Here is a 24,914-nt window from a genome sequence, read left to right as displayed (position 1 = left end):
ATGCCCGCTGCCGCCAGGACCTACTGGCTGACGAGCCCCTGCCGCATTCGCCGCAAGGACGAATCGCTGATCATCGAACGCGACAACGCCGCGAACGTCCACGTCCCCGTCACCGACGTACGCGACATCGTCGCCTGCGCCGAGACCGACCTGAACACCTCGGTCGTCGCCCTCCTCAACCGCCACCGCATCAACGTCCACCTCCTCAGCTACTACGGCGACTACGCCGGGTCCCTGCTCACCTCCGAGACGAGCACCTCCGGCGAGACCGTCCTGGCCCAGGCCAGGGTCGCCCAGGACCCGCACACCAGCCTCGCCATCGCCCGCAGCATCGTCGACGCCTGCGCGTTCAACGTCCGCCGCGTCGTCGACCGCAAACTCCTCAACCGTCCCTACACCGTGCTCCAGGAATCCATAAAGAACAGCACCAGCCAAGCCCACCTCATGGGCGCCGAAGGCACCTTCCGTCGCTCCGCCTGGGAGGTCATCGACACCAAACTCCCCGACTGGCTGCAACTCGGCGGCCGCAGCAGACGACCGCCCAAGAACGCCGGCAACGCCTTCATCAGTTACGTCAACGGCATCACCTACGCCCGCGTCCTGACCGCGGTCCGGCTCACCCCCTTGCACAGCGGCATCGCGTTCCTGCACGGGACCATGGAGCGGCAGCGGCATTCGCTCGTACTGGACCTGTCGGAGATGTTCAAGCCCCTGATGGCCGAGCGCCTCCTGCTGAGGATGGCCGGCCGCAACCAGCTCAAGGAGCACCACTTCGACCGCGACACCAACCAGGCCATGCTCAGCGACGCCGGGCGGAAGTTCGTCGTCCAGGCCGTCCGCGACGAGTTCGCCGTGACCGTCGCCCATCGGACCCTGGGGCGGAATGTCGCCTATGACGAGTTGCTGTACCTGGACGCTCTGGCTCTGACCCGTCACTGCCTGGAAGGTGCCGCGTACAAGCCCTTCCGTATCTGGTGGTAGCGGCGGCATGTACGTAGTGGTCGTCTACGACACCCTCGCCGAACGCAACCCGAAGATCCTGCGGACCTGCCGCAAATACCTCCACCATGTCCAGCGCAGTGTCTTCGAAGGCCAGTTGAGCGATGCCCAGCTGCGCCGCTTCCAGGCCGACGTCGAGAACGTCCTCGACCTCGGCTACGACAGCGTCCTCGTCTACACGTTTCCGCCCGGTGCCTCGCCCCAGCGCCTGGAATGGGGCGCGGTGGAGCCGGCACCGACCGATATCCTGTGAGCCACCGACCACCTGGGTCCAAGAAGCCCCGGCCGCCGGGTATTTCAGCGCCACACCGGGCCGGCACGCACGACCGGAGGTCCACTGCAAAAACCCTCCGCCACCACCCCACGGAAGCCGCTTTGAGCTGCGGCTTTACCGTGGGGTCCCTCATCGCCCCTACGAGGGGTAACAACAACAGGACGAACCGGCTGTCGAACAGCCCGTCAGTGTTGTCCCTCATCGCCCCTACGAGGGGTAACAACAACTGGTGCAAGCAGGGCAAGATCGAGGCCGTCCGCCAGTCCCTCATCGCCCCTACGAGGGGTAACAACGATGGGCCCTCACCGGCTGGTCCGACCTGAGCCCGGGTCCCTCATCGCCCCTACGAGGGGTCACAACACGGCGTTGACCGTGCGGCCGACCGCGTCGTACAGGGGTCCCTCATCGCCCCTACGAGGGGTCACAACACGAAGTGAACGTGTGCGCTCCCTGTGCATACGGGGGTCCCTCATCGCCCCTACGAGGGGTCACAACGCCTGGACGACCTCCCCCGGCAAGGGGGAGCAGATCGTCCCTCATCGCCCCTACGAGGGGTCACAACCAGCACACGGCGATCTCGGACGGGTAGAGCGGGCTGGTCCCTCATCGCCCCTACGAGGGGTCACAACACGCGCATCCCGCGACGCTCCATCTTCATGCAGACGGGTCCCTCATCGCCCCTACGAGGGGTCACAACGCGTACCTCGTGTCTTTCGTCGGCCGTGCCCCGGGGGTCCCTCATCGCCCCTACGAGGGGTCACAACGAGACGGCGGAGGACTGGGAGCGGCAGGTCTGGGCGGGTCCCTCATCGCCCCTACGAGGGGTCACAACGCGTTGTCGAAGCCGCCGTACGTGCCTGTCAGAGAGGTCCCTCATCGCCCCTACGAGGGGTCACAACCTGCGGACGAGGTACGCCCGGCCGCAGGACCGGCACGTCCCTCATCGCCCCTACGAGGGGTCACAACAGGTCATCGACCACCGTGGCCGTACGTCCTCAACGGGTCCCTCATCGCCCCTACGAGGGGTCACAACACTGGGCAGCCGGTGACCAGGTCCCGGGGCAGCCGGGCCCTCATCGCCCCTACGAGGGGTCACAACGCCTTCTCCGCCCGTCCGGCGTAGCTCCCGGCGGCGGGTCCCTCATCGCCCCTACGAGGGGTCACAACGCGAGCCAGTCAACGAGCGTCCGGTGCTTGACGTGTCCCTCATCGCCCCTACGAGGGGTCACAACGGGTGGACGCCATCCGGGCAGGTATGCGGCGTCATGTGTCCCTTATCGCCCCTACGAGTCCCCAGGGGCCGGTACACGTTCCCTACTGGGTCACCGAGATGCTCGCCGAATACTGGACGCCCGCACGCGACGACGCCTGACGGCGCCTCGCGGTCGGCCCTGGCTTGTCGGCTCCAGGCCGTGAGTGCTCTGACCGGGAAGGTTCGCCGGGTTGGCGGTCCCAGCGGCGGCCGTCGAACGGGAAGTGCGCGGGGAGACCGGATGGGGCGGCAAGGTCGGTTCACTGATTGACGGCGGGGTGGATCTACGAAGCGGCCCCGGGTCGGAGGGTCCTGATCCTCACCTACGGCCGCGCCGTGCCCGGCCCGTACCGCGAGCCCGTCGCACGCCACGAGCACAAACGCATCGACCTGAGGGACGTTCCGGCGGCCAAGTCGTCCCGGCCACACCCCGCCGTGGTCGAAGCGGCAGGCCCTCCCCGGCGGGGCCTGCCGTACTGCTCCGCCCGGGGCGGCGGCGACGCGTCACAGCGCGGCCGGCGAGAACCGCTGTTCCAGGCCGCGCAGGACCTGGACCTGGGCGGTGGCGTGCGACCGCAGCAGCTCGCCCAGGCGCTCCGCGTGGGCGGCCGTCGAGCAGTACACCGGGACGGCGAGCGCGAACTGCCCGCGGTGGGGCACGATCACCGGTTGGGGCCCCCGGTACCCGTCGGCGATCACCGGGTCCGGATCCGGCTCCGGGACCTCGGCCGAGGCCAGCGGTGCCACGTACAGCGGGCTCGCGCCGAGCCTGGCCATACGGCGGCGGCTGTCCTCACGCGACGCCTCCTTCAGGGCCCGGCCGACCTCCGGATCGCTCAGGGCGTCCCGGATCCGTTTCGCCACCCTGGCGTCCGGCGTGACCAGCAGGTTGGCCAGGTGCCGGGGGCCGACGCCGTAGCGTCGGGTCCCGGCACCCTCGAAGACCGAGACGGTCCGCGCGGTGGTGGTCCGCACCCGGTGCCCGGCCTGGGTCAGCCGGAACCACAGGTCCCAGTCCTCCAGGCCGGAGGTGACGACCCAGCCACCGACCGACTCCGGCAGACCGCGCCGGTGCGCGACCCGGCTCGGCTCGAACAGCGGGTCGAGGATCTGCAGTTCGGGGTGCCAGCACATGTCCCACCAGGCGCTGCTCCGGACGACCGCGCCGGAGTCGTCCACCGCCCGGTATCCCGTGGCCGCCCAGTCGGCCCCGTCGGCCTCGTCGGCGAACAGCGTCCGGAGCCACGCCAGATGGTCGGGGCGCCAGACGTCGTCGTGGTCGAGATAGGCGATATGGCTGCCCCGGGCCCGGCGCAGGCCCTCCTGCCGGGGGCCGCTGGGATGACCGGACCGCTCCAGCTCGAACACCCGGATACGGTCGTCGGTCTGGGCCAGCGCCGAGACCACCTCGACGGTGTCGTCGTCGCTGCCGTCCGACAGCACCAGCAGTTCCCAGTCGCCGACGGTCTGCGCCAGAACGGACCGCAGGGTCGGCAGGATCCGGACCGAGCGGTTGTAGGTGGGGCAGATGACGGAGAAGGTCACCGGGTTCGTCACGGCTGCCGCTCCCACAGCGGCAGGGTGCAGGCCCCGGTCGCGGCGGCCCGCCGGGTGACGAGCAGGCCGGCGTGCCCGGTGCCCAGGTCGAGCGAGAGCTTCAGTTCCTCGTTGCCCAGGGTGACCTGCTCGGAGCCGAGCCGGGTGAGGTACCAGTCCGACTCCCGCAGGCAGCGCTCGACGGTCCGCCTGGAGGCGGGGTCGTCCGGGGTGACCGCGGTCAGCAGCTGCACCTGTCCGGCCCGGCCGCTCAGCAGCCCGTTGTGGATCGCGGTGGTCTGCCGGGCGATCCGTACGATCCGGTCAAGGGCGGCGGTGAACCGGCCGCTGCCGGTGAGCCGCTCGTGGTCGTACAGCGCGAACGCGAGCCCCAGGGCGCCGTTGGCGATGCCCGCGCCGAACGCCGGCAGCGCCCCCCGGACCGGGACTCCGCCGGGCGCGAAACCGAACCGGCCGACTTCCAGGTCCAGCAGCCGGGTGGCCAGCTCCTCGTACTCCGGGTTGTCCAGCGCCCGGCCCGCACGCACGGCGAACGACGCGAGCCCGGCCGCTCCGGCGACCAGCCCGGGCACCGGATGGTCGCCGCCCTCCTCGGCGGCCTTGGCGACCCGGGCGGCCAGCTCGTCCACCGCCTCCAACTGCCCTCCCTCGTGGAGCAGATACGCTCCCAGCCCGCTCAGACCGCTGCCCAGCGAGAGGTCCTGGGTGTCCGCGGCGCGGCTGAGCGCCAGGCGTACGCAGTGGTCCGACAGGTCGGGGTCGATCTGCTCGGTGGCGTAGGCGATCCCGGCCAGGCCGCTCCAGAAGCCGGGCGGCAGATCGGCGGCGGCGTGCACCCGCTCGCGCAGCCAGCCCAGGTCGTCGGGGTCGACGGTGCCGCCGGACGAGTGCAGGGCCCACAGCATCCCGGCCGCGCCGTAGGCGAGTCCGAGTCCGCCCGAGGGCTCCAGGAACTGCCGGATGTCGCCCGGGAACAACCGGTCCTCGCGCTCGGGCGAGCGCCAGCGGCCCAGGCAGGCGGCCAGCTGCTCCGCCGTCCAGGCGCTCTCCGGCGAGAGCCCGACCTCCTGCGCGGGGCCGGCCTCCAGGGCGGGCGCGACCTCCTCCGCGTGCCCGGCTTCCCGCGCGGGCGCGACCTCCAGCGCGGGCCCGCGCCCGGCATCGTCCGGGCCCGCGGAGCCCTGGCCCAGCTGCTCGTCGATCCCCTCGAAGTACCCCGGCGGCAGGTCGAATTCCTCGACGGCGGCCGCGCACAGCTGGGCGGTGCGGGCCCGCCCGTGCGGAACGAGCCGGGTGAGCGGCATCAGCAGACCGAGCCGGATACAGCCCAGGGCGAAGAGGTCGACCGCCCGGCCCCGGTAGCCGTCGGGTGCCCGGAAGCCGAAGACGCCCATGGTCTGGACGTAGTCCGTGAGGTCGCGGGAGGCGTTCTCGAAGTCGATGAAGTGCACCCGCTGCTCGTCGTCCACGATGATGTTGCCGGGGTGGAGGTCACCGAAGACCCAGCCGCGCGCATGCATCTGCCCGACCGTGTCGGCCACCTGAGCGGCGATCGCCCGGGCCCATTCCGCGTACTCCCCACGGGTCATGGTGCTGTCGGGGCTGATCAGGGGGTTGCGCTCGAAGGCCAGCTCCATCAGCGGCCTGCCCTCGACATAGGCGCGGCCGAGGAACTTGTGCTCCACTCCGTCGACATAGGCGTCCACGGCCGGAATTCCCGGCAGGCCCGCCAGGTCGAGCAGGGCGTCGCGCTCCCGCTCGAGCCGGGTGAGGGCGTCCTGTCCGCTCTCGTCGAGGCCGCAGTAGGGCCGCGCCTCCTTGAGCAGAATCGTTTTGCCCGGGGTGTCGCGGCGCTCGCCGAGATACACCCCACCGCCGTTGGAGAAGTGCACGGCCTTGCGCACGGCGTAGGGGAAGCCGGTCAGGGTGCGGCTGCCGCGCAGGGCGATCGACTCCTCCAGCACCGGCGGGATCTGCGCCCAGCTCGGCGGGTGGAAGCCGGGGCGGCGCTCGTCGGGGACGAGATTGCCGTCCGGGTCCTCGACGCACTCCACCCGCCGCCCGCTCGCGTCGGTGGTCTGCCGGGAGACGAAGGCCCCGTACCGCACGTACAGCGGCCCTTCCAGATACCGCAGGTCGGAGAGGATCGTCGGGCCCGGCTCACCACCCGTCAGCGCGTCGAGCCCGCCCAGCGCCGAGGCGAACACCTCGTCCGACGGCGGGTACAGGGTGATGAACTTGCCGCTCCCGCCGCGGTCCGCGTACTTGCTGTTGCGGCGGGTCAGCGCCGGGAGGCCGGAGAGCGCCTTGAAGGGGATCCGGTGGGCCAGGCAGTACGCCGACACCGTCCGCAGCAAGTGCTCGGCGTTCTCCGTCGTGGCGCTGACATGGATCTTCCAGCCCTGCCAGCGCAGTTCCGCGCCGCCCGGGGTGTACATGACCCACTCCGCCCGCAGCCCACGCGACCAACCCTCGGGAGCCGGGTCGCGGTGCAGCCCGAAGAACCTGCCCGTGTCGTCGGGGGAGTCGGTGTCCCTCCGCTCGTAGAAAGGGGACGACGGCAGGCAGTATTCGAGGTAGGTCAGGTACATTTCGGTTCCCGTCGTCAGTCGAACGTGGCGAAGAGGGGCCGCACGAAGCGCTCGTAGGCCCAGCGTGGGAGCACCACCGACCGCGAGTGCAGCCGTACGCTGCCCTGCTGGGTCGTGATCGGGCCGTCCACTCGGAGCAGGTACCGGTCCCCGGGAACCTTCACCCCGTCGGCGGTCACCGGAATCAGACCGGTGAGCGGGATCATCATCGGGCTGCCCTGCGACACGGCCACCGTGGCGGTGCCCACCGTGTGGTGCAGTACCATGCCGGCCTTCAGCAGCTCCACCCGGTCGCCGGCCCGCACGGGCCGGTCGTCGACACCGGACGGGACCATCAGATAGACCCGGCCGTCCGCGGCGACCTGGTAGGAGCCGACCCGGCTGTACGTCATGTGGATGCCGGCCACGGCCGTCAGCAGCGCGGCGACCACCACGAGCAGCGCCGCCACCCGCCACGGGCGCAGTCGGGCCGGCCGCAGCGCCCGTACCAGCCGGATGCCCGCCTTCACCCCTACGAGGGCGACGAAGCCGGTGATCGTGGCGGACAGCGCGACTCCGAAGTAACCCAGCGACAGCAGCGAGTTGAGCCACTGGCCCAGCGCGCGTACCACCAGGGCGATCGGAGCGATGGCGCAGAGGAAACCGAACCACGGCAGCCAGCTGGGCTCCTGCGACCGGATCCGCTTCCCGGACAGCAGCGCGACGAAACGGTCCCGGAGGGAGGCCAGGGCCGTGTCGCGCAGGTTCGGCCGGTCGAGATAGCTCATCAGGGCGATGTAGCCGTCGAGTTTCACGAACGGCACCACGTTGACGACGGCTGCCGCGACGTTCACCACCGCGAAGAGCATCAGTACGTCGCCGGTGTTCCCGCGGCCCGCGAAGGCGGTGGAGCAGGCCGCGGCGCCGCTCACCCCGACCTGGACCATGATCCCCGCCAGGGCGACCCGGGCACGTTGGAGGTGGTTCAGCCGCCAGGCGTCGGAGACGTCGCAGAACATCGCCGGGGAGAGGTAGAAGAGCATCACACCGAGGCGACCGGGACGCCCGCCGTAGTGGGCGAGAAGGCAGGCGTGCCCCAGTTCGTGGGCGACCGTGGTGACCGAGACGGCCGCCAGGATCACGAACATGGTCTGTAGCGAGACCGGCCGCCCGAGCACGTCCGCCAGATGTGCGCGCTGAGTCATCAGCGCGACGGCGCCGGCGGCGCCCAGGACACCGACCAGGACGGCGAGCGTCCGCGCCGACACCAGCCGCAGACCGGTGATCCGGTGTGCCAGCCGGGTGCCGGAACGCAGCACCGTGAACTGGAAGGTGAACGGCGGTACGTACTTCAGCCGGCGTGTTCTGCGCACCTGCTGCCCGGGGTCCTGCCGGTCCACCAGGTGCGCGTCGTCCAGGGTCTTCAGCGCGGCGCGTACGGCCTGCTCGGTCCAGGGCGCGCCCATCCGGTCGGCCAGTTGCGCCGCGTCGCCGTCACCGTCGAGACGGCCGGCGAGTGTGGCGAGATCGGCTCCGACCCGGAAGTACTGGTGCTCCCCGCGCTGGAGCAGCCAGGGCTGGCCCTCCTCCGACGGGGCGTGCACCTGGACTCCGTCGTTCAGCCGGGGACGTTCCAGATAGGCGGTCGAAACCGGCTCCGTACCGGCCGTCTCCTCCTGTGCCCTGCGCAGCGCGAGGCGCATCGGGCTCATCCCACGTCCCGGCGGAAGAAGCTGGTCCGGGCGGCGAGGCCGAGGCCCGCGATCCACACGGCGCAGACGCCCAGGGCGGCGCCGACCGGCAGCAGATCCGGCTTTCCGTCGCGGTAGACCGAGCTCAGCGCGATCGTGAAGAGGAACTGGGCCACGTCGGGCACCAGCCGCTGGATCGCGGGCTCCACACCCACCACCATGATCACGATGGCGAGGACCGAGAGCGTCTGGTTGCGGACCAGCCAGCCGACCGCCAGCCCCCACAGGCCGGCCAGCATCATGCAGGCCGCGACGCCCAGCAGGGTCTGGGTGCATCCGCTGTCCCAGACCAGCTGCGCGTTGGAACGCAGCGCGACCAGCCCGCTCAGCCCGGCGCCGACGACCGCCACCACGGCGAAGCCGGCCGAGGTGAGCACCGTGGCCACCAGCTTCGCGGCGAAGGCCTCACGCCTGCCGCCGAGGGCGAGCACCGTACGGGAGATCGTGCCCTGCGAGAAGTCCCGCGTCACGATCATCGCGCCCGCGATCGCGGAGAAGAGCAGCAGCATCATCCAGGCGCGGACGACCTGGCCCGTCACCGCGCCCGAGCCCGGCGGAAGCGGGATCTTGACGCCGTCCACGTAGTAGCCGTAACTGGTCAGGACGCACCACAGCACGCCTCCGAGCACCAGCCCGAGCATGGCGCGGCCGCGGGTCACCTTCAGCATTTCGGCACGTGAGTGACGTACCAGCGTTGCCGTGGTCATGATCTGTCATCTCCCCGCGATCTCGAAGAACCGCTCTTCCAGCGACCGTTCGCCGCCCTGGGTGAGGTCCGTGAGGGACCCCGTGTGCACGATCCGGCCCTCGTCGAGCAGCAGCACGTCGTCGACGGTGTTCTCCATCTCGCCGAGCTGATGGCTGCAGACCAGGACGGTCCTGCCGGACGCGGCGAGCTCCCGGATCAGCTTCCGGATCCAGCGGATGCCGTCCGGGTCGAGGCCGTTGGCCGGCTCGTCGAGCAGCAGCAGCTCGGTCGTGGGCGACAGCAGGGCGATGGCGAGCCTCAGCCGCTGCCGCTGACCGGTGGAGAGCTTGCCGCACTGCTGGCGCTCGTGACCCTTCAGGTCGACCAGGCTCACCAGTTCGGCGACGCGGTCGGGACCGATGCCGAGAGCCTGGGACCAGATGGCCAGCTCGCCGCGGACCGTCGTGGACGGGTAGAAGCCCACCGTGTCCATCGCGACACCCACCTGATGCGCGAGCTGCGGCCCCGGCGCCCGGCCCAGCACCTCGACGGTGCCGGAGTCCGGAGTGGCGATCCCCAGCAGTGTCTTCATCAGGGTGGTTTTGCCCGCGCCGTTGCGGCCGAGCAACCCGACGACCCGTCCCCGGGCGACCTCGAAGGTGACGTCGACGAGGACCTGGCGGTCACCGTAGGACTTGGACAGTCCCTCGACTCTGATGGCGGGCTGTTCAGTTGCCATGGCTCACCAGCACCTTGACCAGAGCCCCGATCGCGCCCGACGCGACCAGGATGCCGACGATGAGCAGCCCGAAGTAGACCCACCGCGCCCAGGAATCGCCGAGCAGGATCACCGCGATGACGCCCAGAGCGGCAAGCAGTCCCAGAAGGGCGAGCAGGATGGTTTGAGGGGGTATGTTGGTTTCTTGCCCGTTCATGTTTCTCCAAGCTCTGGGTACGGTGGTACCCCCGTGCCGGGGCATCGCGACTGCCCCGGCACGGGTCACTCAGCAACGATCAGGTGGCGACGATGACCGAGGCCACCGCGGTGTAGACAGCGGCAGAGCCCACGGCCACCGCGACCACGGCGGCAGTTGCCTCGAAACCGGCGACGACACCGCTCCAGAAGCCGGGGGCCTCCAGGGTCTCCAGTTCCTGCAGCGCGAGCTCCAGGCCCGCGTCGTTCATCAGGTCGCTGTTCTGCATGGTTCTTCCCTCCCTTCATCGACTGCGTGGTGCAACTACGTGGTGTGAAACGGACTCCGGGACGATCAGGTGGCGACGACGGCGGCGGTCAGCGCGTAACTGCCGTAGGCGACGGCACTGGCCGCGACCACACCGACGACCACACCCACACCGGTCCAGAAGCCGGGGGCCTCCAGGGTCTCCAGCTCCTGCAGACCCAGCTCCAGAGCGGCGATCTCGTGATCGACCGAGGACTTCTCCAGGACGTTCATATACGTTCCTCCTCTCCGTACCTCGCAGTGATCGGCTCACCCGCACGAACGCGGGGGGCCGGAAATGATCAGGTGGCGACGATGGCCGAGGCCACCGCGGTGTAGACGGCGGCGGAGGACACGGCCACCGCGACCACGGCGGCGGTTGCCTCGAAACCGGCGACGACACCGCTCCAGAAGCCGGGGGCCTCCAGGGTCTCCAGTTCCTGCAGCGCGAGCTCCAGGCCCGCGTCGTTCATCAGGTCGCTGTTCTGCATGGTTCTTCCCTCCCTTCATCAACTACGTGGTGTGAAACCAACTGCGGGACGATCAGGTGGCGACGATGGCCGCGGTCAGCGCGTAGCTGCCGTAGGCGACGGCACTGGCCGAGACGACACCGACGACCACACCCACACCGGTCCAGAAGCCGGGGGCCTCCAGGGTCTCCAGCTCCTGCAGACCCAGCTCCAGAGCGGCGATCTCGTGATCGACCGAGGACTTCTCCAGGACGTTCATGTACATTCCTCCTCTCCCTACCTCGAAGTGATCAACTCACCCGCGTGAAAGCGGGAGTCCATGGGTTGCGGGGGCGCTGCGCACACCGCGCAGAACCGCGCGGACGTCGTCGGCGGCGACGCCGCCGAGCATGGGCAGTCCGCCACCCCACATACGGACGCACGACAGTGCGACCGTCTCCACGTCGTGGTCCGACAACGGGCTCAGGGCGGGAACGCCCAGCCAGTCGAGCCACTCCGGGAAACCTGTTCCGGGCTCCGGTGCCACCGGCACCGGAATCTGCTCCCGCAGCACTGCCCACATCTGCTGCGCCCGTTGGGCGGAGCCCAGCGCCGGGCCCTCCGCCAGCCGCCCCCAGTAGGCCGGTATCAGGTTGGCCAGGGCGGCCATCTTCCGCACACCGAGGTGCTGGGAGAGGTTGTTGCCCAGGAACCATGCCTTGACGGTGAACGCCGAACGGTCGCACAGATTCTCGTCCCGCTGCGTCTGCGCGCTGAGCAGCGCCAGCCGCGCCCGGACCGGCGCCGTCGCCTCGCCGGTCCGGCGGATCCGGCACAGCAGCCCGGTCACCTCCGCGGCGTCCCGCAGCACCTGCCGGTCGGTGTCGGTGAGCGGCCCCCGCGCCCCCACCATCGGGCCCACGAACCGCAGAAGGATCTCCAGACACCCCTCGACCAGGACCTCTCCCGGCATGCCCGCGGTAGCCCGGGGGTCGAGCACCGCGACGTCCGGCTGCACGGAGAGACTGGTGTAGACGCGTTTGGCGGAGCCGCCGTCCACGAAGCTGACGATTCCGCTCACCTCGGCCGCCGTCCCGACCGTCGTCGGGACGGCGATCAGCGGTGCGGGCCGCGGACGGTCGGGGCCGATCACCCAGCCGCTGCGCTGCCGGGCGGACAGAACCCGCTCGGCCAGCGGATCATGCAGGGCCAGCGCCAGTTTGACGCAGTCCAGCAGCGAGCCGCCGCCCATCGCCACCACCGGTTCACCGCGGCCCAGCCGGCCGGCGAGATCGCGGGCGTCCGCCAGCGAACCGGTGCGGTCCACCGCCAGCAGACGTACCGTCACCCCGCGCGAGGCCAGCGCCTCGCAGCCGGCGGCCAGTCCGGCGTTGCCCTCGATCGCCGCGTCGTAGGCCACGGTCGCCGCCGTGAAGCCGTACTCCCGGACCACGTCCGGCAGGACGTCCAGTCCGGTCAGCACCCGGCAGCGGCTGATCATCCAGGTCATCCGGCGCTCGCCTCGCGCCGGACGCGTGCCGAGAAGGCCGCGACGCCGTCGCGCACGATCGACACCAACTCGTCGATCTCCGCCGGGGAGTAGGTGAGCGCGGGGAGGAGCTGGACGCCGTTCGGTCCGCCGTGCACCTGGGCGCCCGCGCGCCGGATCTCCCGGACCAGCGGCAGCACGTGGACCGGTCCCAGCGGTCCGCCGTGCACCGGGTCGGCCAGGACGACCGCCCGGAAGCAGCCCGTACCGCAGGTCGTCAGCACCGCCGGGTCCTCGCTTTGCCAGCGGGTCAGCGCCGCGTCGAGCGCGGCGGCCGCGGTACGGCCCGACTCCAGGGCGCCCAGCCGCTCGAACTCGTCCAGCGTCGCGATCACCGCCGCCGCCGTCACCGCGGTGCCGGCCTGCGTCTCCCCGTGCAGCAGAACGGCTCCGGTGTCACGGAACCGGTCGGCGACCCGGTCGCGGATCAGCAGCGCGGAGGCGGGCATGGTGCCGTTGGTGAGGCCCTTGGAGGCGATCAGCACATCCGGCTGCCGGGTCCAGCCGTCGGAGGCGAACATCCCGCCGGTCCGGCCGAAGCCCGTCGCCACCTCGTCGGCGACCAGCAGGGCCCCGGTCTCGTCCGCGAACCGGCCGAGCTGCTCGACGTACCCCGCTTCCAGGACCACCGCCCCGTTGCCGAGCACCGGCTCCACCACGATCGCGGCGATCTGCCGCCCGAAGGCGGCGAACAGCGCCTTCAGCGCGGTCTCGTCGTTCGCCGGGACATGCCGCACCAGCCGGGTGTCGACGCCGTACGCGCGCTGGCCGAGATCCTCGCCGGTCAGGGCGTGCGCCCCGAAGGTCAGCCCGTGGTAGCCGTCCTTCAGCCCGACGACCAGCTTGCGCGCCGGATCGCCACCGAGCTCGTGGTACTGGCGGGCGAGCTTCATCGTCAGGTCGTTCGCCGTGCCCCCGGAGACCGAGAAGATCACCCGGGCCCAGTCGTGCGCGCTGGCGGCGATCAGCCGTTCGGCGGCGGTCCGGGCCGGGGCGTTCTCGTAGCGGAAGACACCCGCGTACGACAGGGACCCGAGCGCGTCGGCGACCGCGGCGGAGATGGCCTGGTTGCCGTAGCCGAGATTGGCGTTCCACAGGCCACTGGTCCCGCAGAGCACCGTGTTGCCGTCGGCGAAGGTGATCCGGTGGCCTGAGGTCCGGACGACACAGATACCGTCGTCGTCCGCGTCCGCCAGCGGCATCATCATCGGCCACAACGTCCCGGTCACCGGGCCTCCTTCACGGCGCGCAGCAGCATCCCGGCATAGCGCTCGCCCGGCGCGGCCGGCAGCGCGGAGCAGCCGACGGTGAAGCCCGCGGCCTCCAGATCGGCCACCAGCTCCTGGGCGGGGACCAACCTGATGTACGAGTGGCACACGGTCCGGCCGTGCTCGTCGTCCGTCGAGATCACGACGGTGTACCGGCCGCACCGATCGGGTGCCACCAGGTCGTACACCCGGTAGACCCGGCCGGACATCCCGGCGGCGTCCAGCACCCGCTCGTCGAGAGCGACGGCCGCCGGGTCGAGCTGCACGGTGGTGAGGACGAACAACCCGCCGGGCTCCAGCGCCTCCCAGGTGCGGCGCAGCATGGCCTGCCGCTGCTCCCGGGTCAGCAGCGAGACGCTCGTGGTGCCGAGCACCGCGACGCCGACCGGCCGCGGCGCGGTGTAGGTGGTGATGTCGCCGTGCACCACCTCGCACCGCTCGGCGGCTGCCCGGGGCAGCCGGCCGAGCCGTTCGCGCAGCAGGGCGAGCATGGACGGCGAAAGGTCGACGGCGATCAGGTCGCGGCGCAGGCTCAGCAGCGGGACGGTCAGCCGGCCGGCCCCCGCCGCGAGCTCCAGTACGGTGCCGCTGGTCCGGCGGACCTCGCGCACGATCTCCGCGACCTCGGAGGTGTCGCCCATGGTGAAGTCGTGGTACGTGTCCGCCCCGCGCGGGTCGTACATGTCGCAGACGACCAGGGGGCCCGGCAGGGACCGCAGCGTCCGTACCGCCTGCGCGGCCTGCGAGCCGGCGAGTTCCGGCGGCAGTCCGGCGACCGCTTCGAGGCCGAGGGGGAGCGCGCTCATGAGACGGCCCGCCCGGCAGCGGCTTCGAGGAAGCGGCGGGCCTCCGCCACGGCGGGGCTGTCCTGGTCGTCCGCGTCGGGCCGCACCAGGACACGCTCAAGGGTGCGGGCGGTGTCCGGGGCGGCCTGGAAGACCCGGCTGGTCGACGGCGCGTAGACGTAGTGCTCGTCGGCCGACTCCAGCAGGACCGGCGCCAGGGGGTCGCACAGGTCGGGGGCACCGGCGCCCAGCTCCAGCCCCTCGTTCAGCCGCATGCCGAAGCCGGAGACCTTGACGTTCTGGCGGCCCCGCGCCCGCAGCGACTGCACGGCCTGGAGCGCCGAGTGGTAGCGGGCGAGCCAGTGCCGTTCCCGTACCGCTTCGGCCGCGGCCCGTCCGCCGGGGATCCGGCTCGGGTCGGGGGCCGAGTCTTCGAGCGCCTCCCAGCCGGCGTCGGCCTTCCCCAGGACGGTCCCGAGCAGGCCGACCCGCACCCCGTGGTCCGGGCCCACGTACAGGCGCAGACTCCGCCCGTCCTGGGGGGCCCGCCCGCCGAGCACGGCGACGTCGGCGAGCTGTACGGCCGGATTGGTCAGCACCTCCGACCACACGCCCTGGTGGAGCGCCTGTTCCGCGTCGGCGACGAACGCCTCGGCGTCCTCCCCGTCGGCGACCCGCACCACGGTCGGCCCGAGCAGCGCGAGGAAGCTCGCGATGCTGTACGCCTGCACCTGGAGAAAGAAGTCCTCTCCGAGCTGGACCTCGGAGCCCGGCTCGGTGAAGGAGCCGTGGTACGGCACCACCGTGACACCGTCGACCGGTGCGGCCGACGGCGCGTACACCACGCCCTCCGGGGCGACCAGGCCGCCCTTGACAAGCCACTCCAGATCGGCGCCGTCGGCCAGTACGGCGACGGCCGCGCCGCGCTCGGGGAGTTCGAGCCCGTACGACCGGCCGGTCACCCAGGCCATCAGATGCTGCTTGCGGGCGTTCATGAAGCGTCCCTCTTCCCCAGGAGCTTGAGAATGGCGGCGAGTTCGCGTACGGCGACCTGCGGTCCGTGGACGGCCGACACACCGGTGACGTTCAGTACGACCTCGTCGACGCCGGCCTGTTCGTAGGCGGTGAGCCATTCGGCGAGTTCATCGGGATCGCCGTAGAGAAAGCCCTGACGCTTGATCAATTCATTGGCGTCGGACGCGAGTTCACCCGTGATGTCGAGCCCGGCGCCGCGCAGCATGCTCTGGTAGTGCGGAAGTGACAGATGCGCCTTGTTGCTGGCCAGTGCGATGGCCACCGGGTCGCGGTCGCCCTGGGCCAGCGCGACGGGAACGATCGCGGCGATCCGCGGAGCCGTCCCGCGCTGCGCCCGCCGGGCCCCTTCGGCCATGGCCGGGGCGATGGTCTCCTCGATGTAGTGCGCCGGGGTGAGCCAGGTGATGGCCACATCGGCGACCTCGCCGGCGAGGCCCGCGGCGGCCTTGCGCAACACGCCGAGGCCGACCTCGACCCGCGGCGAGGGGAACGGGTCGAGCTGCCCGTGGATGTCGAAGAACTCTCCGGACCGGTCGACCACCTCACCGTCGAGCAGTTGGCGAACAGCGGTCAGATACTCCCGGCAGGCCCCCAGTTGGCTGCGGTACTCCTGCCCCATGATCGCCCGTTGCAACTGGAGGGCACCGGCGCCGAACCCGGCGGTCACCGGCTGGCCGGTGGTCAGGGCGAGCGAGCGCGCCTGCACCGCCGCGTCATAGGGGTGCCGGAAAGGCATGAGCGAAACGCCGAAACCGACCGGGAACCGGAATCCGGCACCGGCCAGATAACTGTAGATGTGGTGCCCTTCTGTCAGCAGCCCCTGCCCTTGCCAGAGACGTGCCGCGGACGACCAGTTCACCAGCCCGGCGAACGGAAGTGCCTGTTCCGGTCGCTTCGGAACAAACGGGAGCATTACAGAGAGCTTCATGACTACGCTTCCAGTGAGGGAACCGCTGAAATTCTCCCGGACGGAGGCGCCGGGATGCACCTGAAACCTCGGAAATATAAGTCGAGCAAAATTCGGAGATATCACCGGGTAAATTCCGGCAGCCCGGCTCGACCCGCGCCGGGAAATCGGCACAGGGGGTCAGGGAAAGGAGTTCCGACTCGACCGACGGACCTCGCCGCGATTGTGCGGCGGCACGTCGACGCGCAGTCCTACCTGGGCGTGGGGCGGTAGCTCAAGCTACCGACATCCCGCTTCACCGAGGTGAGGTGTCGAACCGTGGTGCAGTCGGCGAAAGCCTTGGCGCACTGGAATTTAAACACAGCAGTCCCCCCGCGTCATATTGGACGTAAAACGTCGACCGCATCATTTTTCCCCGCACACAGCCGCCTGCGCACGGGTGTTTCGACCCAGATATGTGTCGAGTGTGGAAGCCCGGGGCCGACCATTGTCTTGAGCCCGGAACCCGTACTTCCAACCGAAGCGGAAAACTCCCCACTCGCCTTGATCCGCTTGGTGAGCAGAGGTTTCCATCGAGATCGGCGAAACTCAATCACCCAGTTGCAACTGTGACGTAGATCACTCTGCTGAAATGTCCGGTTTATTCCCTGTTCTTGGTACGGACTATCCGCCGCACGCCCCCGACGTGGCTGTTTAGGACAGCCGCCGAGCTGCGTCGATGCCGGCCGGGGTGCCCGCTTCGTCCTCCGGCCGGCTGCCGCGGCCCTCGTAGGAGGAACTGGCCGCGCTGGTGGTGGAGTTGAAGCCGCTGGAGGCCGGAGCGGCCGGTGCCGGGCCGGGAGCCGTCCCGTCACCGCGCCGGCCGTACCGCTTTTCGGCCAGCCTCGACGACCGGCTCCTTCACCGTGCGGGCGGTGTGCGGGCGGCGTGCGGGCGGAGTGCGGGTACTTCGGAACCGGCGGTCGGCCGCTCACCAGGAGTCGCCCGGAACGTTTCCGCCTCCCGATGTCGCAATCGAGTAGGGAGGTCCGGGCCGAATCCCGCTATTCCCGCGGTGGTGTCGATTGACAGAGCCGAAGAGTATCAGTGTTCATCTGCCGGCATTGCCACGGGCGCGGTCCATCACCGGTCGCGTTCGGCGCTCAGTTCCTCCACGTCCGCGTCGGGGAACCCGTGAGCGGTGGCGACGAAGGCGAAGTCCTCGGCGAACTCCTCGCGCGCGACCGTCTCGATCTCACCGCCCACAACCTCGAACGCGTCCCGCAGGGCATGGAACTCCTCAGTGGCAGCGGCGGTGAGTGCGTGGAGGGGAGCGAGATCGGGCGGCTGCTCATCGGAACAAGCGCCAGGATGGAATACCTCCCCTTCGGCGGCACGACTCCGTGGGCGGCGTTCAGTTGGTTCACCGGCGATGACCTGGACCATTCTCATGGGGAGTGAGGAGTCAGCCGTGTGCCGGACGTACGCGAGGACAGAACGGGGCGTCAGAACCAAGCCCCACGATGCCTGGCAGCTTCAGTTCCTACCGGCCGAAAGGCGTGGCCGCCCGGATCCGGCGCGAAGTTCGACCTCTTGGCACGACGCACGCTCGGATCTTCTCCCGATCCGGGACCGAATGCGTGCGGAATTCCTGATTTCGCCTCCATTCCCGGGCCGCTTTTCCTTCCTCGACGAGGAGGGAACTCCAACCGACGGCATCGAGAAAGAAATCCCTTGCAAGGCTCCACCGATCACCGCTGCTATTGCCGCGACGCCGAGACCGGCAAATCCTTTCGGGCAATGTCACCGCTGCCCGGGGTCGGTCAGCGCGATGCTGACGGTGCGGGTGGGGTGTGCGGCACCGGGGCCGCGCTGTGCGGGACTTGGGGTGGGGCCGTGCTGATCAGGAGGACCGTCATGATCAGGACGCCCGTGACGCCCGCGAGTTCGAGCAGGACGGAGCGGCGTATGCCCGGGGCTCCGGGGGGCTTGCCGCGCCGTACGCGAGTGCGGGTCCCGGCGGCAATGGCCAGCACCAGCAGGAACAGCGCGACCTTGGCCAGCAGCAGCTTGCCGTAGTGCGTGCCGGTCAGGGCGTCCGTGCTGCCGACCTCGCGGTATGCCTGGTAGAAGCCCGTGGCGGCCAGCACCACCACCGCCGACAGGGCGAGCCGCGAGAAGCGCCGGGCGGCGACGGCCAGGCCCGGGTCCACACCGCGGGCCATGAGGACGGCGAGGGCCGCCATCCCGCCCACCCACACCGCCATCGCCGTGACGTGCAGCGCGGTGACCACCAGGGCGAGCGGTACGAGCGGTTCGCTCGGCGCGTGGCTGATCTCGCTCCAGGTGAGGGAGAGCAGAAACGTCAGGGCTACGGCCGCCGCTCCGCCCGCGCGCCGGTGCCGCAGTATCCCGTCGCCGACCGCCGCGATCAGCGCCAGGAGCATGATCCGGGCGACGAGCGTGTGCCCTGTGTGGGTGGACAGCGACGCGGAGAGCAGTGGCCGATCGAAGGTGGACCTCAGGGACTCGCCCTGGGTGGAGGGCCCGTAGACGAGGAGCTGGATCAGGGTTCCGGCCAGGAGTACCGCCCACCCGGCGGTGGCGGGCCACCGTACGCGGGCCCAGGAAGGCGGAACGGCTTCTTCTTCCGCCGGCCCTTCCGCGCCCGCGTCCGAGACCGTGACCGTGCCCGCGTCCGCGCCTACGTCCGCGCCCGCGTCCGCGACCGGCACTGGTTGCCCGTCCGCTTCTTCTTCCGCTCGCCCGGCGCCGGGCACCGTACCCGGGTGGGTGCCGGCGCTGTGATCCGCGTCCCCGCCCCCGCCCCCGCCGGATTCCGGCAGACAGTACAAGCGGACCGCCGCGAACCCGACCATCCCGGCCAGCCCGGCGAAGCCGAGCCAGATCGCCACGTCGAGGACCGCGTCGGTCAGCCGGTTCTGACCGCCGGTCCCGCCGGTCCCGCCCGCCGCGCGGGCGGTTCCACCGGGGGCGCCCACCGAGAACGTGACCGCGCCGGACGTCGTGTGGCCGTCGTCGGCCGCCGTGGCCCGCCAGGTGGCGACGAACGTGCCGTGCCCCGGCTCCTCCCGGGCGAGCTGTACGCGTATCCGCTCGCCGCCCGAGCCCGCGACCGCGGAGATGGTCCGGTCGACCCGGTGCCCGCTGGGCGCGATCACCGTGACGGAGCTCAGTGCGAGGGTGACCCGTTCGGAGAAGACAAGGGTCAACTGATGAGGTTCGCCCACGACGACGGCCCGGTCGGACGGCGAGGAGGCGACGAGGTCGGCGTGCGCGGCGACCGTGCCGGGCAGGGCGAGGATCGCGGTGAACGCCAGGGCCGCGGCGAGCGCGAGCACCCGCGCGACCTTGCGGGCGGTTGTCGCGCGTCCGGGAGTCCGGGCCCCGGGACTCGCGCGTCCGGGTGTCCGGGCCCCGGGACCCGGTGTCAGTGGCATGAGCCCGCGGCCCGTCGCTGCTCGATCAGCCGGTCGGCGCCGAGCCGGTAGTCGGCCACCGTGCCCGCATCGGGGGCGAACCGCCAGTGTCCCGACTGGTACAGCAGGGAGTTGCTGCCGGTGACGTCGGCGCGGTGCCAGGTGATCCGTACCGTCGTCGGATCGGTCACCGTACCGCTGTCGATCACGTAGGGGACCCCGATCGCCGGTCGGCACGCGGTGTTGACGCGTACGAACTCGGCCTGCGGAACGGTCCGTTGGGCGCTCGCTGTCCACAGGTCCCAGGCTTGTGCCCAGCCTCCGCCGGACAGCAGCCCGAACTCCTGCCGGGCGACGGCGTACGCCTGCTGCGACTGCGGTGGAGTCGGCCCGCCGGAGCCGGTGTTGACGCCGGCGTCGGGGTCGTGGTGGGACGGACCGGACCGTACGGCGGCCACGGTGACGAGCGCCAGGCAGGCCGTTCCGAGGACCACCCATCGCTTCGGTACGCGGTGCAACGTCCCCTCCCTCACGTGTTTCTCCCCGGTCTCGCAACCGGCGGGCAGACGGCGGGCGGATCTCACCGGGCAAGAGGGCCTGCCCGGGGGGACCCGCCGTGGTGACCGGTCGATCAGTCGAGCGATCGATCGATCGGCTGGTCAGCCGGTCAGTTGGTCAGCCGGTCGGTGCCGTAGTGCTTGATGAGGGAATCGTTGGCCTTCAGGTCGAGGTCGGCGGTGAACTTCAGCGAGTCACGGATCTGGCTGTTCGTGATCGCGGAGGAGGGGACGCCGCCGAGCGTGTACGTGAAGGACTGGCCGGGCGCGATCTGCCGCTCGGCCAGGGTCACGTCGTGGAAGCCGAGCCGCGCGATGTAGAAGGACGTCCCGTCGCCGCGCGGCACCTCCAGGTAGTCCTGCTGCGGGTGGCCGTACGACTGGGTGGCGGTGTAGCCGTGGTCGTCCGAGCTGGACGGCGCACGGAAGACCAGGACCGCGCAGTCGGTGGAGAGCGTCTGGGACGAGGTGTTGGTGAACACGAAGTTCCAGTCGCCATACCACTGGTTGCCGGTGAAGGTCACGTACTCGGACAGGCCGACGTTGCTGGTGAACTGCGTGGTCAGCGGCTCGCTGAGGATGGGGTTGGCGCCGCTGATCGGGTGGTCGACGCCGTTGGCGCAGCGTTCGAGGGTCGAGGCGTACTGCGAGGGCTGGCCGGTGGCCACGGCCTGGGTGAAGGTCGCCGGTCCGGCGCTCACCGCGGTGGTCGTGTTCGGGTCGGCCGAAGCCGGGCTCTGGCCCGCGAAGGCCGCCAGCCCGGCGAGGAGGAGGACGGTACCGAGGCTGGCGGCCAATCCGCGTCTGGTGGACTTTCCGTACATCGTGGGTCGTTCCCTTCGATCGCGAACGATGAGGCGTGCGACTCCCGGTGGGCACCGGGGGTCGGTGGGGGCACGGGGCACGGTGTCGTCCGACACCGGTTGCTCGCACCTTGTCGACGCGCGGACGCGGGGTGTCGCTTGCCGTGCGGGGCGCCGCCGCCCAAGGGCTGACACGGCCCGACACGTCATGCACACGACACTTCGCGGCCTCATTCGTACGGTTGCACTCGGCGGCTGCTCGCGCAAGGGTCTGGACCAATGAGGTCTGGACCTTTACCTTTCCATGCCTGGTGACAGCCTTGCGGTATGCCCGCAGTGCGATGTCTCCCGGGGAAATTGGTCTACTCCAGTGCGCTCCACGTGGGGCGCTTGACATCGATGGTCGAGCCCGTATTGGTCCACCCCCGCATGGCCGCTGTGGGCGTCAACCCCGAAGGGGGAGCGGTCCGTGGGGTGGCGGGAGGGCCGGCGACGAGGCTTCTCTCGCATGGGCGGAGAAGGCGGCGGCCGTCAGCTGACCCGGGCGCGGTCGGACGGGTGCCGGTGGAAAGTGATCGAACGTCATGGCGTATTACCGCCAGACGTGTCGTCCGCCCGCGATCACGCTGGGGTCATGAACAAGTGCGAAGGCAAAGTGGCTCTGGTCACCGGCGGAAGCCGCGGCATCGGCGCCGCGGTGGCGATGAGGCTGGCTCGGGAAGGTGCCGATGTGGTGCTGACCTATGAGCGCGACTCGGAGAGCGCGGCCGGGGTGATCGACCGAATCAGGGCGGAGGGCCGTCGGGGTCTGGCCATCAAGGCCGACAGCGCCGACGTCGCCGCTGTGACCGGGGCGGTGGACGAGGCGGCCGCGACGTTCGGCGCCCTCGACATCCTCGTCAACAACGCGGGCGTGTTCCTGGTCGGACCGGTGGAAGACCTCGGGCGGGCGGAGTTCGACCGAAGCATGGCGGTGAACGTACGGGCACCGTTCTTCGCCTCGCAGGCGGCGGCGCGGTACATGGGCGCCGGAGGGCGCATCGTCAGCATCGGCAGCAATGTGGCCGAGCGGACCGTGTTTCCCGGCTTCAGCCTGTACGCGATGGGGAAGACCGCGCTCGTCGGCATGACCAAGGGCCTGGCGCGCGATCTGGGGCCGCGGGGTATCACCGTCAACCTCGTTCACCCGGGCCCGACCGATACGGATACCAACCCCGCCGACGGACCCAATGCCGACGTGATCCGCGGACTGACCATAGTGGGGCACTACGCCGACCCGGACGACATCGCTGCCACCGTCACCTATCTGACCGGCAGCGACGCCCGCTACATCACCGGAACCACGATCAGTGTCGACGGAGGCTTCGCCGTCTGAAGTTGCCGGAGTCCTTGACGGGCCGCTGTGGCGAGGCCCTTGGAGAGCCCCGACCACGTGGTGACGCCCGGCGTAGTGGTGCGCGTCCGTGGATCGGGGGGACGGGTGCCCGGGGCTACCGCGGATCGGCGGTACGCCGCTGCGACGGCGGGAGCAGGAGCACTTCGAGCGCCGCGGCGCAGGCGTGGGCGCGGACCAGGAACCACGGCAGACGCGTGTCCGTGAGGACGTCGGGGGTGGAACGCAGGGCCAGCGCGGCGTGCGCGTGACCGTCGGCGTCCAGGACGGGCACCGCGACGGTCCGCACACCGTACGCCGACTCGCCGTCGTTGAGCGCGTGTCCCGCGACCCGCGCCCGGTCCAACTCGGCCTTCAGTTCGTCGAGTCGAGTGATCGTACGGTCCGTGTGGGCGCTCAGCGGCGGCAGCGCGTCGAGGTCCTGCTCGCCGGGGTGCGCCCAGGCGAGCAGGACCTTGCCGAGCGCGGTGGAGTGCAGCGGGCGGCGCAGCCCGAGCCCGGCCGCCGGGTTGACGGAGCCGCCGACCAGGATCAGCGCGTGGGCGCCGCTGCGGATGGCGAGATCGGCGGTCGTGCCCGTCGCCCTTGCCAGGGCGTCGAGTTCGGGGACCACCCGGTGCATCCCCCTTTGGTGCAGGGAGAGTTGGCCGAGTTCGGCGACGGAGGGGCCGAGGCGGTAGCGGGCGCTGTGCTCGTCCTGCTCCAGAAAGCCGGCCGCCACCAGGGTGCGGGCCAGCCGGTGTGCGGTGGAGACGGAGAGGTCCATCCGGCGGGCGAGTTGGGACGCGGTCAGCTCTCCCACGTTGTCACGGAAACAGTGCAGCAGTCCGAGCGCCCGGGTGACCGCCTGTGCGCCCGCGGGCGCGTCGGCGGCAGCTTTCGGCCGCGCATCCGTCGTCATGAGGCAAGCATGCGGACGCTGCCACATTCTGGCAACTGTTGCCAGAACATTGCGCCACGTCGCGTGGTGTGAACTCTGCACCCCTTATCCCATCCCACATCATGGGAAAGGTTGCTCTGGGCCGAATGTGTGTGCCAGCCTCCCTCTCAAGCCACTCGACACGCCAGGAACCGGAAGGGAGCAGACCGCGATGACGACACCTCGCCTGCTCAGCGCGTTCCGGCAGCTGCTGGTGGCCCGGCTGTACCTGGACCTTTCACGGTCCCGCGGCGCTTCCTGTCGCTGACCCCCGCGACGTCCGCGCCTTCGTACGACTTCTCGCCTGATGGCGTCCCCGCGTTCCCGTCCTGCCGCCGTCCCGCGCCTTGATGCCCGCGCGTCCGCGCCCCTGCCTCTCTCCCGCCGGCCCGTCCGGCCCCGCTGTCTGGAGCACCCATGTCCGATCCGGACGAGATCTGGTTCACCCGCTGCCCCGTGCCGACCGCCACCGGGATCGCCGCCGACCGGGGCAGCCTCGCCGCGGAGTTCGCGCCCGACGGCATCACCGTGCGTTCGCTGCAAGACCTGGGCGAGCGCGACGGCGACGGCCTGTCGCGGAGCCACTTCACGCACGAACTCACCGCCCTCTTCCGCGAGGGCGGCAATGTGCCCGCGCTGTGGGCGCGTTCGCGGGGCGAGTCCACCAGGCTGATCGCGCTGACCTGGATCGAGGAGCGCCAGGCCGTTCTGGTCCGCGAGGACAGCGAACTGCGCTCCCCGGAGCAGTTGGCCGGCAAGCGGCTCGCCGTCCCCCGCCATGACATCGCCATCGACTTCTGGCGGGCGATGGCCCTGCACGGCCACGCCGGAGCGCTCGGCCTGGCCGGCCTCTCCCTCTCCGACGCCGAACTCGTCGAGGTACCCGGCGTACGGCAGGGGCAGTGGGAAGGCGAACTGGCCGCGCTGCGGGACGGGTTGGTCGACGCCGTCTACGTCAAGGGGGCGCTCGCCGTCGAGACCGCGCGTCGTTACGGTGCCAAGGTCGCCATCGACCTCGACGCCGCGCCCGACCGGCGGTCCCGGGTGAACAACGGGACCCCGCGGCCGATCACCGTCCACCAACGGCTGCTCGACGAGCGCCCCGACCTCGTGGTCCGCTTCCTCGCCGTGCTGCTGGAGGCCGCGGACTGGGCCGCCCACCACCCCGTCGACCTCGCCCGGATCCTCGGCGCCGAGACCGGCGCCGGGCCCCAGGGGGTGGCCGGCGCCTACCGGGCCGGCACCGGCGAGAGCTTCGGGCTCGACCTCGGCCAGGAGCGGCTGGAGCTGCTGGCACGGCAGGAGCGCTTCCTGCGTGACCAGGGCTTCCTGCCGGCCCCCGTCGACGTCGGCGCCTGGGCCGACCACGAGCCCCTGCGGCTGGCCCATGAGCTACGGGCCGCCCGCGCCGCCGAAGCCGGGACCGTACGGGCACCCGCGACCGGCAGCGCGTCGGCCGTGACCGGGCCCGCGCCCGCACCCCTTTCCACCTGACCCCCTCCATCACCTGATCTTCAGC

23 protein-coding genes, 1 pseudogene and 1 CRISPR repeat array are annotated in these 24,914 nt (G+C 70.8%); of the genes and pseudogenes, 4 read left to right on the top strand and 20 right to left on the bottom strand.

The genetic code is table 11. The features are described from left to right. Positions 1-981 carry a type I-B CRISPR-associated endonuclease Cas1b gene (gene cas1b / locus OHA30_RS08715; protein ID WP_328913235.1) on the top strand — a complete coding sequence of 327 codons (981 nt, stop codon included), beginning with the start codon at positions 1-3 and terminating at the stop codon, positions 979-981. Between the two features lie 7 nt (positions 982-988). Further along, the gene (gene cas2 / locus OHA30_RS08710) at positions 989-1,252 is read left to right on the top strand and encodes a CRISPR-associated endonuclease Cas2 (protein WP_328913234.1); all 264 of its coding nucleotides are present in this window, start codon (positions 989-991) and stop codon (positions 1,250-1,252) included. 145 nt (positions 1,253-1,397) lie between these two features. Next, a CRISPR array of direct repeats spans positions 1,398-2,505; the repeat unit is 31 nt; unit sequence GTCCCTCATCGCCCCTACGAGGGGTCACAAC. Positions 2,506-3,029: 524 nt separating this feature from the next. On the opposite strand, the gene OHA30_RS08705 is transcribed toward cas2, so the two are convergent. From OHA30_RS08705 to OHA30_RS08615, 19 genes and pseudogenes are all read right to left on the bottom strand, one after another. Continuing rightward, the gene (locus OHA30_RS08705) at positions 3,030-4,082 is read right to left on the bottom strand and encodes a glycosyltransferase family 2 protein (protein ID WP_328913233.1); all 1,053 of its coding nucleotides are present in this window, start codon (positions 4,080-4,082) and stop codon (positions 3,030-3,032) included. Further along, positions 4,079-6,673, bottom strand: coding sequence for a class III lanthionine synthetase LanKC (gene lanKC / locus OHA30_RS08700; protein WP_328913232.1), 2,595 nt, complete (start codon positions 6,671-6,673; stop codon positions 4,079-4,081). Before lanKC ends, OHA30_RS08705 begins: the two co-directional genes overlap by 4 nt. A gap of 14 nt (positions 6,674-6,687) precedes the next feature. Continuing rightward, positions 6,688-8,364: a daptide biosynthesis intramembrane metalloprotease gene (gene mpaP, locus OHA30_RS08695; RefSeq protein WP_328913231.1), complete on the bottom strand. Its 1,677-nt coding sequence runs from the start codon at positions 8,362-8,364 to the stop codon at positions 6,688-6,690. Continuing rightward, entirely contained in the window at positions 8,361-9,110 is a 750-nt protein-coding gene (locus OHA30_RS08690; protein ID WP_328913230.1) for an ABC transporter permease, read from the bottom strand. Before OHA30_RS08690 ends, mpaP begins: the two co-directional genes overlap by 4 nt. Positions 9,111-9,116: 6 nt before the next feature. Beyond that, on the bottom strand, positions 9,117-9,830 hold the full coding sequence (locus OHA30_RS08685) for an ABC transporter ATP-binding protein (protein ID WP_328913229.1): 714 nt from the start codon (positions 9,828-9,830) through the stop codon (positions 9,117-9,119). Further along, positions 9,820-10,026: a hypothetical protein gene (locus OHA30_RS08680; protein ID WP_328913228.1), complete on the bottom strand. Its 207-nt coding sequence runs from the start codon at positions 10,024-10,026 to the stop codon at positions 9,820-9,822. Before OHA30_RS08680 ends, OHA30_RS08685 begins: the two co-directional genes overlap by 11 nt. Before the next feature lie 79 nt (positions 10,027-10,105). Next, positions 10,106-10,294, bottom strand: coding sequence for a hypothetical protein (locus OHA30_RS08675; protein ID WP_328913227.1), 189 nt, complete (start codon positions 10,292-10,294; stop codon positions 10,106-10,108). Between the two features lie 65 nt (positions 10,295-10,359). Further along, positions 10,360-10,545, bottom strand: coding sequence for a daptide-type RiPP (locus tag OHA30_RS08670; protein ID WP_328913226.1), 186 nt, complete (start codon positions 10,543-10,545; stop codon positions 10,360-10,362). Positions 10,546-10,613: 68 nt separating this feature from the next. Next, entirely contained in the window at positions 10,614-10,802 is a 189-nt protein-coding gene (locus tag OHA30_RS08665) for a hypothetical protein (RefSeq protein WP_328913225.1), read from the bottom strand. 52 nt (positions 10,803-10,854) lie between these two features. Further along, complete coding sequence (locus tag OHA30_RS08660) at positions 10,855-11,040, bottom strand: daptide-type RiPP (protein WP_328913224.1); 186 nt, start codon at positions 11,038-11,040, stop codon at positions 10,855-10,857. A gap of 36 nt (positions 11,041-11,076) precedes the next feature. Further along, a complete protein-coding gene (gene mpaC, locus OHA30_RS08655) occupies positions 11,077-12,270 on the bottom strand; it encodes a daptide-type RiPP biosynthesis dehydogenase (RefSeq protein WP_328913223.1) in 1,194 nt (397 codons plus the stop codon). Next, positions 12,267-13,538 carry a daptide-type RiPP biosynthesis aminotransferase gene (gene mpaD / locus OHA30_RS08650; RefSeq protein WP_328913222.1) on the bottom strand — a complete coding sequence of 424 codons (1,272 nt, stop codon included), beginning with the start codon at positions 13,536-13,538 and terminating at the stop codon, positions 12,267-12,269. The genes mpaC and mpaD overlap by 4 nt, the downstream gene beginning before the upstream one ends. Beyond that, complete coding sequence (mpaM, locus tag OHA30_RS08645; RefSeq protein ID WP_328913221.1) at positions 13,535-14,383, bottom strand: daptide-type RiPP biosynthesis methyltransferase; 849 nt, start codon at positions 14,381-14,383, stop codon at positions 13,535-13,537. Before mpaM ends, mpaD begins: the two co-directional genes overlap by 4 nt. Beyond that, a complete protein-coding gene (gene mpaB / locus OHA30_RS08640) occupies positions 14,380-15,357 on the bottom strand; it encodes a daptide biosynthesis RiPP recognition protein (protein WP_328913220.1) in 978 nt (325 codons plus the stop codon). Before mpaB ends, mpaM begins: the two co-directional genes overlap by 4 nt. Then, positions 15,354-16,310 (bottom strand): LLM class flavin-dependent oxidoreductase, encoded by a 957-nt coding sequence (locus OHA30_RS08635; protein WP_328917785.1) that lies wholly within the window; start codon positions 16,308-16,310, stop codon positions 15,354-15,356. Before OHA30_RS08635 ends, mpaB begins: the two co-directional genes overlap by 4 nt. A gap of 1,116 nt (positions 16,311-17,426) precedes the next feature. Next, positions 17,427-17,636, bottom strand: a pseudogene (locus tag OHA30_RS08630) (DUF5713 family protein); the annotation flags it as partial. Positions 17,637-18,106: 470 nt separating this feature from the next. Continuing rightward, on the bottom strand, positions 18,107-19,645 hold the full coding sequence (locus OHA30_RS08625; protein ID WP_328913219.1) for a copper resistance CopC/CopD family protein: 1,539 nt from the start codon (positions 19,643-19,645) through the stop codon (positions 18,107-18,109). Between the two features lie 89 nt (positions 19,646-19,734). After that, positions 19,735-20,217, bottom strand: coding sequence for a hypothetical protein (locus OHA30_RS08620; RefSeq protein ID WP_328913218.1), 483 nt, complete (start codon positions 20,215-20,217; stop codon positions 19,735-19,737). 173 nt (positions 20,218-20,390) lie between these two features. Beyond that, the gene (locus OHA30_RS08615; RefSeq protein WP_328913217.1) at positions 20,391-21,104 is read right to left on the bottom strand and encodes a hypothetical protein; all 714 of its coding nucleotides are present in this window, start codon (positions 21,102-21,104) and stop codon (positions 20,391-20,393) included. 613 nt (positions 21,105-21,717) lie between these two features. Between OHA30_RS08615 and OHA30_RS08610 the strand changes: the two genes are divergently transcribed. Continuing rightward, entirely contained in the window at positions 21,718-22,458 is a 741-nt protein-coding gene (locus OHA30_RS08610) for an SDR family NAD(P)-dependent oxidoreductase (RefSeq protein WP_328917784.1), read from the top strand. Positions 22,459-22,573: 115 nt separating this feature from the next. Here the strand turns inward: OHA30_RS08610 and OHA30_RS08605 are convergent, their stop codons facing one another. After that, positions 22,574-23,377: an IclR family transcriptional regulator gene (locus OHA30_RS08605; RefSeq protein WP_328913216.1), complete on the bottom strand. Its 804-nt coding sequence runs from the start codon at positions 23,375-23,377 to the stop codon at positions 22,574-22,576. A 435-nt stretch (positions 23,378-23,812) separates the two neighbouring features. Between OHA30_RS08605 and OHA30_RS08600 the strand changes: the two genes are divergently transcribed. Then, positions 23,813-24,889 carry an ABC transporter substrate-binding protein gene (locus OHA30_RS08600; RefSeq protein WP_328913215.1) on the top strand — a complete coding sequence of 359 codons (1,077 nt, stop codon included), beginning with the start codon at positions 23,813-23,815 and terminating at the stop codon, positions 24,887-24,889. Positions 24,890-24,914 lie beyond the last annotated feature (25 nt).

Origin of the sequence: Streptomyces sp. NBC_00223, assembly GCF_036199905.1 — a bacterium.
Taxonomy (GTDB): Bacteria; Actinomycetota; Actinomycetes; order Streptomycetales; family Streptomycetaceae; genus Actinacidiphila.
The sequence above is the reverse complement of the archived record's forward strand: the minus strand, read 5'-3'. Positions and strand labels throughout refer to the sequence as shown.